The organism is Actinoplanes regularis, from assembly GCF_900188005.1.
Classification (GTDB): Bacteria; Actinomycetota; Actinomycetes; order Mycobacteriales; family Micromonosporaceae; genus Actinoplanes; species Actinoplanes regularis.
The window spans coordinates 101,469-115,610 of record NZ_FZNR01000011.1 but is presented as its reverse complement, the minus strand read 5'-3'; the positions used below and the strand labels follow the sequence as shown (position 1 = coordinate 115,610).

At 68.7% G+C, this 14,142-nt stretch carries 12 protein-coding genes; 3 read left to right on the top strand and 9 right to left on the bottom strand.

The annotated features are described in order from the left end of the window. Nucleotides 1–343: 343 nt before the first annotated feature. The 3 genes from CHC09_RS26755 to rarD all read left to right on the top strand — a co-directional run bounded on the left by CHC09_RS26755 (nt 344) and on the right by rarD (nt 4,024). Nucleotides 344–2,368 carry a hypothetical protein gene (locus CHC09_RS26755; protein ID WP_089295968.1) on the top strand — a complete coding sequence of 675 codons (2,025 nt, stop codon included), beginning with the start codon at nt 344–346 and terminating at the stop codon, nt 2,366–2,368. Nucleotides 2,369–2,460: 92 nt separating this feature from the next. After that, nucleotides 2,461–2,838 (top strand): phage holin family protein, encoded by a 378-nt coding sequence (locus tag CHC09_RS26750; protein WP_089295967.1) that lies wholly within the window; start codon nt 2,461–2,463, stop codon nt 2,836–2,838. 256 nt (nt 2,839–3,094) lie between these two features. Beyond that, nucleotides 3,095–4,024 carry an EamA family transporter RarD gene (rarD, locus tag CHC09_RS26745; protein ID WP_089295966.1) on the top strand — a complete coding sequence of 310 codons (930 nt, stop codon included), beginning with the start codon at nt 3,095–3,097 and terminating at the stop codon, nt 4,022–4,024. Nucleotides 4,025–4,172: 148 nt separating this feature from the next. On the opposite strand, the gene CHC09_RS26740 is transcribed toward rarD, so the two are convergent. The 9 genes from CHC09_RS26740 to nuoI form a co-directional block, all read right to left on the bottom strand. Continuing rightward, complete coding sequence (locus CHC09_RS26740) at nt 4,173–4,835, bottom strand: anti-sigma factor family protein (protein WP_089295965.1); 663 nt, start codon at nt 4,833–4,835, stop codon at nt 4,173–4,175. 171 nt (nt 4,836–5,006) lie between these two features. Next, complete coding sequence (locus CHC09_RS26735) at nt 5,007–5,798, bottom strand: IclR family transcriptional regulator (protein WP_089295964.1); 792 nt, start codon at nt 5,796–5,798, stop codon at nt 5,007–5,009. Between the two features lie 397 nt (nt 5,799–6,195). Beyond that, nucleotides 6,196–7,155: a polyprenyl synthetase family protein gene (locus CHC09_RS26730; RefSeq protein ID WP_179277299.1), complete on the bottom strand. Its 960-nt coding sequence runs from the start codon at nt 7,153–7,155 to the stop codon at nt 6,196–6,198. Between the two features lie 358 nt (nt 7,156–7,513). After that, nucleotides 7,514–9,046: an NADH-quinone oxidoreductase subunit NuoN gene (gene nuoN / locus CHC09_RS26725; protein ID WP_089295962.1), complete on the bottom strand. Its 1,533-nt coding sequence runs from the start codon at nt 9,044–9,046 to the stop codon at nt 7,514–7,516. Between the two features lie 2 nt (nt 9,047–9,048). Next, nucleotides 9,049–10,590: an NADH-quinone oxidoreductase subunit M gene (locus tag CHC09_RS26720; protein WP_089295961.1), complete on the bottom strand. Its 1,542-nt coding sequence runs from the start codon at nt 10,588–10,590 to the stop codon at nt 9,049–9,051. Further along, a complete protein-coding gene (gene nuoL, locus CHC09_RS26715) occupies nt 10,587–12,443 on the bottom strand; it encodes an NADH-quinone oxidoreductase subunit L (RefSeq protein WP_239138626.1) in 1,857 nt (618 codons plus the stop codon). Before nuoL ends, CHC09_RS26720 begins: the two co-directional genes overlap by 4 nt. Before the next feature lie 83 nt (nt 12,444–12,526). After that, nucleotides 12,527–12,826, bottom strand: a complete 300-nt coding sequence (gene nuoK / locus CHC09_RS26710; protein ID WP_089295959.1) for an NADH-quinone oxidoreductase subunit NuoK — start codon at nt 12,824–12,826, stop codon at nt 12,527–12,529. Further along, nucleotides 12,823–13,566 (bottom strand): NADH-quinone oxidoreductase subunit J, encoded by a 744-nt coding sequence (locus tag CHC09_RS26705; RefSeq protein WP_089295958.1) that lies wholly within the window; start codon nt 13,564–13,566, stop codon nt 12,823–12,825. Before CHC09_RS26705 ends, nuoK begins: the two co-directional genes overlap by 4 nt. Continuing rightward, complete coding sequence (gene nuoI / locus CHC09_RS26700) at nt 13,563–14,141, bottom strand: NADH-quinone oxidoreductase subunit NuoI (protein WP_089295957.1); 579 nt, start codon at nt 14,139–14,141, stop codon at nt 13,563–13,565. Before nuoI ends, CHC09_RS26705 begins: the two co-directional genes overlap by 4 nt. Nucleotide 14,142: the final 1 nt, after the last annotated feature.

Here is a 14,142-nt window from a genome sequence, read left to right as displayed (position 1 = left end):
CTGTTGTCGACGCTTGTCGCAGTGGTTTACGCATCGACGTTGGTCATCGGGTTTGATCGGGCTCGCGACCAGGCGTCGAACCTCAATGTGATCGCCTGGTCACGTTCCGGGCTCGACGCTAGGCGATGGGCGGACGGCGGCGGAACCCCCCAATCCTGGCCTGTGGATAACTCGCTGTTGTGGACAACGGGCGCGGCCGATCCGAATTTCGCCCTACCATGAGCCGCGCAAGACCATCGATGCGATCGAGGGGGTGCGCGTGGCAGCGGATCTGGCGACACGGCGAGCAGCCCGCACGCCCACGGCCCGCCCGGCGCGGACCCTCGGCATTCGCCTCCATCAGGTGATCACCACCCAGGCGGCCGCCGCCCTCGTCCTGGTCGGTGCCGTCGTGGGCGGTCCGACCTTCCTCCTCACCGCGGTCGGCGCCGCCCTCCTGCTCACGCTGACCTGGCTGCGCACCGGCGAGCGCTGGGCATTCGAGTGGATCGTCGCCGCTCTGCGGTTCGGCATCCGCCGCCGGGCCGCCGCCACGGTGCTCGACCTCGCCGCCCCGGGCACTCAGATGACGTCGGCAGATCTCCCCGGCGGTCCGGGCGCGATGCTCGCCGATGACTTCGGGCTCACCATGCTTCTCGAGCTGGGCGATCCGGTCGGCGTGCTGGTCGAGGCCCAGCCCGAGCTGGCCGCGCCCTGGGAGCTGTTACCCGCGGACGGCCGGGAGCGGCCACCGTGCCGGGTTCAACTCCTGCTGGCCGGGGCGCCCGCGCCTGCGATCACGGCGGGGGACGGCCCGGTCGGGATCTCCTACCGTTCGCTCGCCGGAGGCCCGGTGCTCGGGCACGCCCGGGCAGTTCTCGCGGTCCGCGTGCTGCGCGCCGAGGGCTGGGCGGACGAAGACCTGCGTGGGGCCCTCACCGGACTGGTGCGCAAGCTGGCCAAACGCTTGAACGCGCGGCCGCTGGACCGTGCCGCGGCGGTGCGCACGCTGACCGATCTCGCGTATGCCGATCCGCCCGCTGCCGTCCGCGAGGAGTGGACGAGGTTGCGGGCCGGCGAGCTGTCCCAAGTGACGTTCCAGGCCCGGCCCGAGGCCGGGGCTGCGCCGTCCGCCGAGTCGATGACTCGGCTGCTCCTGCTTCCGGTCGCGGCGACCACGGTGGCGCTGACCGCCGACCTGCCGGGACCCGAGTCCACCGATCGGCCGCTGATCAGCCTCTCCATAAGGCTGACCGCCCCAGACCCGGCCCTGCTGGAGATGGCGACCGGTGCCCTGCACACCTTGGCTGCCGGGGAGCGCCTCCGGCTCCGGCGGCGGGACGGCGAACATCTCCAGGGGCTTGCGGCGACACTGCCGCTCGGCACGTCCGGCGATCCGCCCCGGGCCGGGCCGGACTGGCCACACGGACCTTCGAGGTGGCCATCCGGGCACCACGGCACGTCGGCGAGCGGCTCGGCCGCAGGGCCGCAGGGGTCGTCGAGACGGCGTCTGTCCCCGACCGAGCGGTTCGGCCGGCTCGTGCTGCCGACCGGTCGGGCCGGCGTCGTGGTGGGCCGCGATCGGCACGGCCGCCCGCTGCAGGTCCGCTTGTTCCGGCCCGAGCCGACCCAGGTGATGCTGGTCGGTGGGCTCCAGTGCGCGCAGTTGCTGGCGTTTCGGGCGCTGGCGGTCGGCGCACGGGTGCTGGTGCGCACTCGCCGGCCGCAGGAGTGGGTGCCGTTCGCCCGCGGCACGGCCGCCGCCAGCGACTCCATCCTTCTGGCGCCACCCGGTCATTCCGTCGAGATGCCGCCCGGGGCTCCGCTGCGGCCGCTGCTGACCGTCCTCGACCTCAGGCGGGCGGCAGGGCCCTCACCAGGGCCCATCACCGCCCAACCCTCCGGCGTGTACGACGTGCGGCCGCGTACGAACGGCGGCATCGGTCCCGCGCCGACCCGTCAAGAAGTCACGGCAAGCATCGGGAGAGCTGCGCCCGGGGACAGGAGCGGCGACGGGAGCGGGAATGCGAGCAGAACCGGGAACGGGTCCGGGAACGGGAACGGGAGCAGAACCGGGAACGGGAACGGGAACGGGCGTGAGGGCCGGCCATGGGAGGCGACGCTGACCCTGCGGGACGAGTTCAGGGCCAGGGACGTGGCAACGGCGGTCAAGGCCGACCTGGTTCTGCTGCAACCGACGGGAGCTGATCAAGCCGAGCTGATCGGCACCACCCTCAACCTCGGCGAGGTCGGCCGCCTGCTCACCCGGATGCGCCCCGGGATGATCGGCGTCGTCAACCGGCAGGCGGTTCGATGGGCGACGCTCTCCCCCACCCCTGTGGAGAAGGTCCTGATCGGGGATCCGAGCCGATCAATAGGTGCGCAGTAGATAGCAATATGTCGGAATATCCGGCGGCGGCCGGATGAAGATCGCAGCGTGTCGTACCCACCACTGGCACGGCCGTGGCACGATCCCCTGCCATGGGCATCATCATCCGGCTCGCGATCACGGCAGTCTCACTGTGGATCGCGACTCTGGTCATCGACGGGATCGAGGTCTCGGGCACCGCAGCCGGTAAGGCCGGCACGCTCCTCGCGGTCGCGGCGATCTTCGGTCTGGTGAACGCGGTCCTCCGGCCGATCATCAAAACGATCGGCTGCGGCCTCTACGTCTTCACCCTCGGCCTGATCGCGGTGGTCGTGAACGGCCTGCTGTTCATGTTGACCAGTTGGATCGCGGGTCAGCTCGACCTGAGTTTCCACGTCGACAGCTTCTGGCCCTCCGCGGTCCTCGGCGCGCTGCTCGTCGGCATCGTCAGCTGGCTCCTCAACATGCTCGTCCCCGACGGCGACGACTGAGCCCGGACAACCGGCAGCACTCTCGGCTCAGCGGGCCATCGCGCCCGCTGAGCCGCATACGGGTGCGACGACGCCATTCCCGTACGCGGGGAATTGCATTCCGGCCAATCGCACGCGGGCGCCGACCGGACGAGACGGGTGCTGGCCGGGCAACGCGGTGCCGGCCGTGCTGACAAAGGCCAGCGGGTTCGGATTGGCCACGTGACCTGGGACATACGCAAGGACCACATCGATTTGCGGCCCTTACCGTGAGGTCATGAGCAACGAGCGGCGCGGGTATCTGTACGGCCTGACGGCGTACGTGATGTGGGGCTTCTTCCCGATCTACTTCAAGCTGCTGCGCCCCTCGCCGCCGCTGGAGATTCTGGCGCACCGGGTGATCTGGTCCGTTACGTTCGTCGCGCTCGTGCTCACCGTGATGCGGAACTGGAAATTCCTGGGGCGCGTGCTGCGCACACCCCGCCTGCTCGGCGGAATCTCGGCGGCGGCGCTGCTGATCGGCGTGAACTGGGCGACCTACATCTATGGCGTGAACTCGTCCCGGGTGGTCGAGACCGCGCTCGGCTACTTCATCACCCCACTGTTCGTGGTCCTGCTCGGGGTGACCGTCCAGCGGGAACACCTTCGTTCCTGGCAGTGGATCGCGGTCGGCGTCGGCGGAGTGGCGGTCGCCATCCTCGCCGTCGATTACGGACGACTGCCGTACATCGCGCTCGCCCTGGCCGCCTCGTTCGGCTCCTACAGCCTGATCAAGAAGCGGATGTCGCTGCCGCCGGCCGAGGGGCTGTTCGTCGAGTCGGCGGTGCTTGCCCTGCCGGCGCTGGGCTATCTGAGCTGGCTCAACCTGACCGGTGGCGCGCAGTTCGGGCACGTCTCCGCGCTGCACACGGTGCTGATGCTGTTCTCCGGCGTGGCCACCGCCGTACCGCTGCTGCTCTTCGCCGCCGCGGCGAACCGGGTGCCGCTGGTCGGCCTCGGCATCCTCCAGTACGTCGCGCCGATCCTTCAGCTGGCCTGCGGCATCCTGATCTACCACGAGCCGATGCCGGCCGCCCGCCTCGCCGGGTTCGGCCTGGTCTGGCTCGCCTTGATCATCTTTACCGCGGACGGGATCCGTAGCGCGCGGACCGGCGCCCGCACTCGCAGCGAGGCGGCCGCACCCGAGGCGACCGCCGCCCCTGCCTGACCCCGCCCACAAGAACTGAGAAGCTCAGCGCGGCTGGTAGACCAGCAGATCTTGCCTGCCGAAAGCGAAGAACCTCAGCGCGGCTGGCAGGTCAGCAGGACCTTGCCCGCCGAAGGCGAAAAGATCAGCACCTGTCGAAGGCGAAAGATCAGCGCGGCTGGTACGTCAGCATGACCTTGCCGTCGAAGCGAACCAGCTCCACCCGGTCCAGGCTCTCCACCGAGAAGTGGGTGCTCCCCTGCATCCGGAACTCCGCCCCCGGCTGCGCCATCCACGACCCGAGCTGCTCGTTCTGATCATCGGGCCCATACGCGACCAGCCGGAATGTGTACGGCTTCGCCGAATCGGCGTACCGGCAGAGCATCTCCACCTTGGTCCCGCCCCCGGTCCCGGCGAGCCGGATCGTGGCCGAGATCGGCGACTGCGCCTCGACCGCCAGCATCGCCACTGCCGGACCACTCACCGCGCCACTCGGCGTGGGCCGGTTCATCAGCCACACCACCCCACCGCCGAGCACGACGATGAGCAGGGCCGCCGCGAGCGTGCTCACCATCCGTACCGGGAAAGCCCGGACCGGACGGGCCGACCGCGCGGCGGGCGCGGCGGGCCTGGAGGTCAGCGACGGGTCCAGCAGCTTCGCGAATTCGTCCGCGTCGAGCCGGTCCAGCATGTCCGGCACGCGGGACAAATCGGCGACCGCTTCCCGGCAGAACGAGCAGGTCGCCAGGTGATGTTCGTAGGCCGCGCGCTCCGCCGGTGACAGCGCACCGAGGACGTAGGCGGCGTCGTCGTGCCCGTCCTCACACCGCATCTGCCCCGCCTCCAGCCGGCTTCATGTCATCCGCACTTTGGTACGCGACAACCGGCGTGGAGGTTCAAATATCTCTTAAAGCCGCACCTCAAGCTGTAGCGATTCGGTCACGCAACAATGCCGGGGCTGCGAAAACGTGTCCGAAGAGGAAATCCGAACTGAGGGCGGACCCTAAGCGGTGGCGGACTCGCCACCGGAGAGCGCCTCGGCCACGTTCCGGGCGGCGGTCAGCTTGGCCCGCACCACTCGCGCCGAGGTGAGCATCTCGGCGGCCGGCATCGAGCAGGCGAGCACGAGTCGCCGTTCCATGTCCCGGTCGGCGACCACGGCCACGGCCGCCGAGGCCAGTCCCTGCCGGAACTGCCCCATCTCGATCTGCATGCCGCGCCGCTCTCCGGCGGCCAGGTCCGCCTCGAGGGCTTCCGGCGTGGTGATCGTGGTCGGCGTGAACGCCCGCATCCCGTAGTCGCGCAGGTATCGCGAGCGCTGGTCGGGGGTGAGCGTGGCGAGCAGCGCCTTGCCCAGCGCGGTGGCGTGTCCACCCTCGTCGAAGCCGGGCGCGACATCGTCCAGGAACGGCGAGCGTGCCCCTTCGGCGGAGGCGGTCACCGCGATCCGGCCGCCGACGAACCGGCCCAGATAGTGGCTGTAGCCGGTGTCGAGCGCGGCACGCCGCAGCGCGTCGCCGACGGCGGGCGGTCCACGGAACGCTGAGACGAGTTCGCGGTACCGGTCGGCGATCTCCAGGCCGACGATGTAGGTGCCGTCCTCGCGCCGGATCACATAGCCCTCATAGGCCAGGGTGCGCACCAGGTGATAGGTCGTCGCGACGGTCAGCTCGCAGCGCCGGGCGATCTGTTTCACCGTGAGCCCGCGCGGAGCCCGGCCGACCGATTCCAGGACGCGCAGGGCACGCGACACGCTCCGGATGAGATCTGACGGCTCCGCTAGGGGGTCACGCACAGCTACCTCCGAGGCCAGGGACTTACACCATATGAAGAAACGTCCGGCGACGGAATGCCAAAAGCATGTGGATCACGATCGATTTGCACAGCGGGTGTGATCAATAGAGCGGGGCGTGTCCGAGCGCGCCCGAATTGACTCAGTATGCGACCGCTGCGAGCAGTCGTGAATCACCCATCATTAACGACATCTACCAGGCAAAACGGCGTCCAATTCACAACCCGGGGCCTTACCAGGACCGCTTCTGTTTCGAAATCGGTCTTCCTGGTCGCGGATTCCCCGAGCAGATGGACGAGAAGCCCTTTTCGACCCGAACGATCCCGGTTCGAGCCTGAAGCCTTTGACCACGTACGGAGAGGGCCCCGGAAGGACCCTCCGGAAGCGACGCCTCGGAAGGTCAGTTCGTGCGGTCGGCGATGTAGTCGCAGAGCGACTCCATCGCACGCTTCGCCTCGCCGTCGGGAAGCGGCGCCAGTCGCGCCCGCGCCTCCTCGGCATAGCCGCGCACCGTCTCCCGCGCCTGCTTCATCGCGGCCGACTCACGCAGCAGCGTGAGCGCCTCGGTGTGCAGCACGTCATCGGTGATCGGCCCGGTGGAGAGCAGCTCCCGCAGCCGCACCGCGGCCGGATCCGCGTCATCCCCGGCCAGCGCGTAGAGCACCGGCAACGTGGGCACGCCCTCGCGCAGGTCGGTCCCGGGCGTCTTGCCGGACTGCACCGACTCGGAAGCGATGTCCAGCAGGTCATCGGAGAGCTGGAACACCAGGCCGATGATCTCGCCGTAGCCGGCGAGCGCCTCGACGACCTCGGGCCGGGCACCGGAGTAGAGGCCGCCGAAACGGGCCGCGGTGGCGATCAGCGAACCCGTCTTGTCCGCGATGACCTGCAGGTAGTGCTCGATCGGGTCGGAGCCGCGTGGGCCGACGGTCTCGGCGATCTGCCCGTGCACCAGGCGGGAGAAGGTCTGCGCCTGCAGGTGCACCGCCTCGGTGCCGAGCTTGGCGGCCAGCTCCGCGGCGTGGGCGAAGAGGTAGTCGCCGACCAGGATGGCCACCGAATTGCCCCAGCGCGCATTCGCGCTCGGGGTGCCGCGCCGGACCGGCGCCTCGTCCATGACGTCGTCGTGGTAGAGCGTCGCGAGGTGGGTCAGCTCGACCACGTTGGCCGCGTCGATGATCTCGGGGCGGGTCGGATCGCCGAACTGCGCGCTCAGCGCCACCAGGATCGGCCGCAGCCGCTTGCCCCCGGCGTCGGCGAGGTGACGCGCGGCTTCGGTCACCAGGGGGTCGGCGCTCGCCACGTGAACGCGCAGCGCTTCTTCCACGGCAGCCAGTGTCGCCGACACCGACGCGTCCATCACGGGATCGACGTCGAGGCCCAGCGACGACAGCGTCAGATCACCGGTGCTCACCACGCTCCCACGATGCCATACCGGCCCACCGGATTCAGTCCCAGGGGTATCCGCCACAAGATCAAAAACCGGACAGACCGGGTACGACACATGACATTGCGCCGCGCCGGCCGACGACGTACGGGAAAAGGTCTCGGTTTCTCGGCCAGCTCGCCCGAATGATGCGATGGACGTCCCACGGGATGGACGCCCTTGGTAATGAAAATCAGTCACGTTGTGACGGAAGCTACACCGGGAAACCGATACGGCAGCGGCCCCGGCGCTCTGCGCCGGGGCCGCTGTCTCAGTACTGAGCAACTGTCGTTCAGCGAATGAATTGAGACGCCTCACGTGTCAGGTCGATCAGCGGCGCCGGCACCACGCCGAGCGCCACCGTGACGACCACCCCGACGCCCAGGGCCACCGAGGTGAGGAAGCCGGGGATGGAGACCGCCGGCGTGCTCTCACCCGGCTCGGAGAGCCACATCAGCACGACCACCCGCAGGTACGGGAAGGCGATCAGCATGCTGGTGACCACACCGAAGATGACCAGCCAGGTCTGCCCACCCTCGACCGCCGCCCCGAAGACCGCGAACTTGGCGGTGAAACCGCTGGTCAACGGAATACCGGCGAAAGCGAGCAGGATGAACGTGAAGACCCCGGCGAGCAGCGGGCTCTTCCGGCCGATGCCGGCCCAGCGGGACAGGTGGGTGGCTTCGCCGTCCGAGTCCCGCACCAGGCTGACGATGGCGAACGCGGCGAGCACCGCGAAGCCGTACGCCACCAGGTAGAACATCGTGCTGCTCAGGCCGTCCTCGCTGAGCGCCAGCACACCGACCATCAGATAGCCGGCATTGGCGATCGACGAGTAGGCCAGCAGCCGCTTCATGTCGGTCTGGGTGACCGCGAGGATCGCGCCGGTGAGCATGGTGAGCGCCGCGATCGTGCCGAGCACCGGCTGGAAGTCCCAGCGCACCCCCTCGAACGCCACGTAGAGCACCCGGAGCAGGGCACCGAACGCGGCGACCTTGGTGCAGGCCGCCATGAACGCTGTGATCGGCGTGGGCGCGCCCTGGTAGACGTCCGGCGTCCAGACGTGGAACGGGGCGAGGGCGCTCTTGAAGAGCAGTCCGATCGCGACCAGCGCGAGACCGCCGTAGAGCAGCAGCTCGCTGCGCTGCGGGGCGGCGACGGCCTCGTGGATGACGCTGAGCTGCACGCCGCCGGCGAAGCCGTACAGCAGGGCGATGCCGAACAGGAAGAACGCCGAGGCGTACGACCCGAGCAGGAAGTACTTGAGCGCGGCCTCCTGGCTGAGCAGCCGCCGGCGGCGGGCCAGCGCGCAGAGCAGGTACAGCGGCAGCGAGAAGACCTCCAGCGCCACGAACATGGTGAGCAGATCGTTCGCGGCGACGAAGAGCAGCATGCCGCCGAGGGCAAAAGCGGTCAGCGGGAACACCTCGGTGAGGCCGGGCTGGCTCACCGACTGCCGGTTGTCCTTCTCCGAGCCGACGACGACCGCCGCCTGGGCGACGAAGGCGCCTCCCGCCTCCACCTGCCGCTCCCCGATCAGGAGGAGCGACATCGCACCGAGTACCAGGATCGCGCCCTGCAGGAAGATCGTCGGGCCGTCGATCGCGACCGCACCGCCGATGGTGACGACCCGGATGTCCCGGTTGATCACCAGAACGACGAACGCGGCCACCACGCCCAGCAGGGTCAGCGCCAACTGGACCACGTTGCGGGACTTGCGCGGGACGAGCACCTCGACGAGGACCCCGACACAGGCCACCCCGAAGAGGATCAACATGGGCGCCAGTGCGCCGTAGTCGATCGGGGGTAGTTTCAGCTCTCCCATGGCTACCGGCCAGCCTTTCCATCCGCGACCGCGGTCGGGGTCGGGTCTTGCGTGCCGACGTCCTGCAGGGTCGCCTGCACCGCCGGGTTGATCACGTCGGTGACCGGCTTCGGATAGAAGCCGAGCACCAGCAGGAGCAGGATCAGCGGTGCGACCACGACCTTCTCCCGCAGGCTGAGGTCCTTCTTCATGGCCGGTACCTCGTCCAGGACGGGGTTGAGCGTGCCCTGAGTGGTCCGCTGGATCATCCAGAGCACGTAGGCGGCGGCCAGAACGATGCCGACGGTGGCGATCACCGCGTACGGCTTGTGCGTGCTGAACGTGCCCAGCAGCACCAGGAACTCACTGACGAACGGGGCGGTGCCGGGCAGCGCCAGCGAGGCCAGGCCGGCGAAGAACAACACCCCGGCCAGCCCCGGAACCAGCTTGCCGGCCCCACCGAAGTCACTGACCAGCGAGGACCCGCGCCGGGCCACGAACATGCCGACCACGATGAAGAGCAGGCCGGTGGCCAGGCCGTGGTTGACCATGTAGAGCACCGATCCGGTGCCGCCCTGCGTGGTGAAGGCGAAGATGCCGATGCCGATGAAGCCGAAGTGGGCGATCGACGTGTACGACACCAGGCGCTTCAGGTCGTTCTGGCCGACCGCGAGCAGCGCCGCGTAGATGATCCCGACCACGGCCAGGACCAGGGCGGCCGGGGCGAACCAGCGCGACGCCTCCGGGAAGAGCGGGAGACAGTAGCGCAGGATGCCGAACGTGCCGACCTTGTCCATCACGCCGACCAGCAGCGCGGCCGCGCCGGCCGGTGCGGCACCACCGGAGTCCGGCAGCCAGGTGTGGAAGGGGAAGAACGGCGCCTTGATGGCGAACGCCACGAAGAAGCCGAGGAACAGCCAGCGGGCGGTGTCCTGGTCGAACGACTTGCCGGCCTCGACCAGCGCCGCGAAATCGAAGGTGTGTCCCCCGATCACCCACAGACCGATCATCGCGGCCAGCATGAAGAGACCGCCGACCAGGCTGTAGAGGAAGAACTTCACCGCCGCGTACTGCTTCTGGCCGCTGCCGAAGGAGCCGATGATGAAGTACATCGGGATCAGCATGACCTCGAAGAACACGTAGAACAGGAAGATGTCCGCCGCGGCGAACACCCCGATCATGGTGAACTCGAAGGCCAGCAGCAGGGCGAAGTAGGTCGGCGCGGACCGCCGGCTCTGGTCCACGTCGTGCCACGACGCCAGGATCACCACCGGGAACAGCACCGCGATCAGCATCAGCATGACCAGCGCGATGCCGTCGGCGGCGAAGGTGAAGTTCGCGTTCCAGGACGGGATCCAGGCGTACTTCTCGTGGAACTGGAAGCGGTCCTGGCTGTCGACCGTGAAGGCCACCCACATGACGATGCTGAGCGCCAGGACCACCAGCGACCAGCCCAGCGCGACCAGTTTGGCCAGCTCGGCCCGGGCCCGCGGGATGCAGGCCACCGAGATCGCGCCGGCCAGGGGCAGCAGCGTGAGAACGGAGAGGAACGGGAAATCGGTCACGCCAGCCACCCCAACTGGATCGCGAGGAAGGCGCCGACCACGAGCATCGCGCCGGTGAGCATGGAGAGTGCATACGAGCGGACGAACCCGGTTTGCAGTCGCCGCAATCGCCCGGAGCCGCCGCCGACACCGGCCGCCAATCCGTTGACCAGGCCGTCGATGCCCTTGCCGTCCAGGTAGACCAGGGCCCGGGTGAGGTAGATGCCGGGCCGCTCGAACACCGCTTCGTTGATCGCGTCGGTGTAGAGGTTGCGCCGGGCCGCGGTGACCACGATCCCGGCCGGTTGCGGCTCGAGCGCGGTGCCCTTGCGGAACAGCGCCCAGGCCAGACCCGCGCCGAGCACGGTGACCACCAGGGACAAGATGGTGATCATGTTGTGCGAGAGGACGCCGTGCGCCTCGGCCTGCTCCGCACCGAAGACCGGGCTGAGCCACTCCGGGACGGACGTGCTCATCACCCAGCCGGCCCCGATCGAGCCGATCGCCAGCAGAATCAGCGGGATCGTCATGATCGCCGGCGACTCGTGCGGATGCTTGATCTCCTCGGTGTACCGCTCCGGACCGTGGAAGGTCAGGACGAACAGCCGCGTCATGTAGAAAGCGGTCAACCCCGCCCCGACCAGCGCGGCCGAGCCGAAGACCCAGGCCTGCCAGGTCGTCTCCAGCTCGAAGGCGGCCGCGATGATCGGCTCCTTGGAGAAGAAGCCGGACAGCGGCGGGATGCCGATGATCGCGAGCCAGCCGGTGGCGAAGGTGAGCCAGGTGATCCGCATGTACTTGGACAGCCCGCCGAACCTGCGGATGTCCACCTGGTCGTTCATCCCGTGCATGACCGAGCCCGCGCCGAGGAACATGTTGGCCTTGAAGAAGCCGTGCGCCAGCAGGTGCACGATGGCCAGGCCGTAGGCCGCGCCGCCGAGCCCGACACCGAGGAACATGTAGCCGATCTGGCTGACCGTCGACCAGGCCAGGACCCGCTTGATGTCGTCCTTCGCGGCGCCGATGATGCAGCCGATCAGCAGCGTCAGCGCACCGACGCTCACCACCACCAGTTGCAGCGTCTCGTTCGCCGTGAAGATCGGGTTCGAGCGGGCGATGAGGTACACGCCCGCGGTCACCATGGTGGCCGCGTGGATCAGCGCCGACACCGGGGTCGGGCCCTCCATCGCGTCCGGCAGCCACGCCTGAAGCGGGAACTGACCGGACTTACCGCACGCGCCGAGCAGCAGGAGCAGGCCGAGGATCAGCACCGTGGTGGCGCTCAGCGAGCTCACCCCGCTGAAGACGTCCGCGTACTGGGTGCTGCCCAGCGTGGTGAACATCAGGAAGACGCCGATCGCCAGGCCGGCGTCGCCGACCCGGTTCATCAGGAACGCCTTCTTGCCGGCCGTGGCGGCCGACGGCCGGGTGTACCAGAACGAGATCAGCAGGTAGGACGCGACACCGACGCCCTCCCAGCCGAAGTACAGCATCACGTAGTTGTTGCCGAGGACGAGCAGCAGCATCGCCGCGACGAACAGGTTGAAGTAGGCGAAGAAGCGCCGCCGGCCCGGGTCGTGGTCCATGTACCCGACCGCGTACAGGTGGATCAGCGAGCCGACGCCGGTGATCAACAGGACGAAGACCCCGGCGAGCGGGTCGAAGAGCAACCCGAAGTCGACCTTCAGACTGCCGACGTCGATGAAGTCGAAGAGGCTCAGCTCCGCCGACCGCTGGTCGGCGGCGAGGCCGCCCAGCTTGATGAAGAAGATCAGCCCGAGTACGAACGACGCGGCGACCGACAGGACGCCGAGCCAGTGCCCCCACTTGTCGGCCCGCTTGCCGAGCAGCAGCAGGATCGCCGAGCTGACCATGGGGATGGCCACGAGCAGCCAGATGCCGCTCAGCACTCCCGTCGCCGGGGCGTAGTCCACTGTGTGTTCCACGACAGGCCCCTTCAGTACTTCAGGAGGTTCGCGTCGTCGACGCTCGCGGAGCGTCGCGTACGGAAGATCGACATGATGATGGCGAGGCCGACCACGACCTCCGCCGCGGCGACGACCATCACGAAGAACGAGATGATCTGCCCGTCCAGGCCACCGTTGATCCGGCTGAAGGTGACCAGCGCCAGGTTCGCCGCGTTCAGCATCAGCTCGATGCACATGAACAGGACGATCGCGTTGCGCCGGACCAGCACGCCGGCCGCCCCGATGGTGAACAGGATCGACGCCAGGATCAGGTAGTAGTCGGGGGTCACTTCTCGGTTCCCTTCGGCGCGGCCTCGGAAGCCGTCAGCTCCCGGACCGGCAGGATCGGCGAGATGCTGTTCTCGGTCCCGTTGCCGTCCGGCAGGCGGGCCGGCGCGGCCACCGACATGGTGTTCGCGTAGACGCCGGGGCCCGGCTTCGGCCCGGGGTAGTTGCCCGGCCGGAACCGCTCCTTCATCCGGGTCACCTGGTCGGCCCGTTCGCCCGCGGCCCGCTCGACGTGGGCCAGGATCATCGCCCCGACGGCCGCCGTGATCAGCAGCGCCGAGGTGACCTCGAAGGCGAAGACGTACTTGGTGAACAGCAGCGCCGCCAGGGCCGGCACGTTCCCGTGCTGGTTCGCCGCTTCGAGGCCGGCCGTCGGAGTGTCCTGGAGGCCGCGGGCCAGGCCCGTGCCGACCAGACCGGCGAAACCGATCCCGAGCAGGATCGCCGCGACCCGCTGCCCGCGCAGCGTCTCGATCAGCGAGTCCGAGGCGTCCCGGCCGACCAGCATCAGCACGAACAGGAACAGCATCATGATCGCGCCGGTGTAGACGATGATCTGCACGAAGCCGAGGAACGGCGCCTCGTTGATCACGTAGATGACGCCGAGGTTCAGCATCGTGACGGCCAGGCACAGCGCGGAGTGCACCGCGTTGCGGGCCAGCACCATGCCGAGCGCCCCGAGCACCGCGAGGGAGCCGAGGATCCAGAAGGCGACCTGCTCACCGGTGGAGACGTGCGTCATTCCGCACTCCCCTTGGCCGCGTCGGGACCCTCGGCCCACGGCGCCCGCTCAGCGCCGGCCGAGGTGCCCGGATTGGTCAGCGCGCCGATGTAGTAGTCCTTGTCGGTCTCGCCCAGGCGCATCGGGTGCGGCGGCTGCTCCATCCCGGGCAGGAGCGGCGCCAGAAGCTCCTTCTTCGTGAAGATCAGGTCCTGGCGGCTGTCCCGGGCCAGCTCGTACTCGTTGCTCATGGTCAGCGAGCGGGTCGGGCAGGCCTCGATGCAGAGTCCGCAGAAGATGCACCGGGTGTAGTTGATCTGGTAGATCTTCGCGTACCGCTCACCCGGCGAGAACCGCTGCTCGTCGGTGTTGTCGCCGCCCTCGACGTAGATCGCGTCCGCCGGGCAGGCCCAGGCGCACAGCTCGCAGCCGATGCACTTCTCCAGCCCGTCCGGGTGGCGGTTGAGGATGTGCCGCCCGTGATAACGCGGGGCCGGCTTGGGCGGGGAGAACGGGTAGTCGGTGGTGACCACCTTGCGGAACATGTGCGCGAAGGTCACGCCGAAGCCCTTGAAGGAACCGGTCACGGTGTTCACG

Coding starts and splice junctions, on each gene's coding strand:
- CHC09_RS26750 (WP_089295967.1), top strand. CDS start 2,461: ATGGGCATCATCATCCGGCTCGCGATCACGGCAGTCTCACTGTGGATC.
- rarD (WP_089295966.1), top strand. CDS start 3,095: ATGAGCAACGAGCGGCGCGGGTATCTGTACGGCCTGACGGCGTACGTG.
- CHC09_RS26740 (WP_089295965.1), bottom strand. CDS start 4,835: ATGCGGTGTGAGGACGGGCACGACGACGCCGCCTACGTCCTCGGTGCG.
- CHC09_RS26730 (WP_179277299.1), bottom strand. CDS start 7,155: ATGGACGCGTCGGTGTCGGCGACACTGGCTGCCGTGGAAGAAGCGCTG.
- nuoN (WP_089295962.1), bottom strand. CDS start 9,046: ATGGGAGAGCTGAAACTACCCCCGATCGACTACGGCGCACTGGCGCCC.
- nuoL (WP_239138626.1), bottom strand. CDS start 12,443: ATGGTCAGCTCGGCGATCCTGCTGCTGCTCGGCAAGCGGGCCGACAAG.
- CHC09_RS26705 (WP_089295958.1), bottom strand. CDS start 13,566: ATGACGCACGTCTCCACCGGTGAGCAGGTCGCCTTCTGGATCCTCGGC.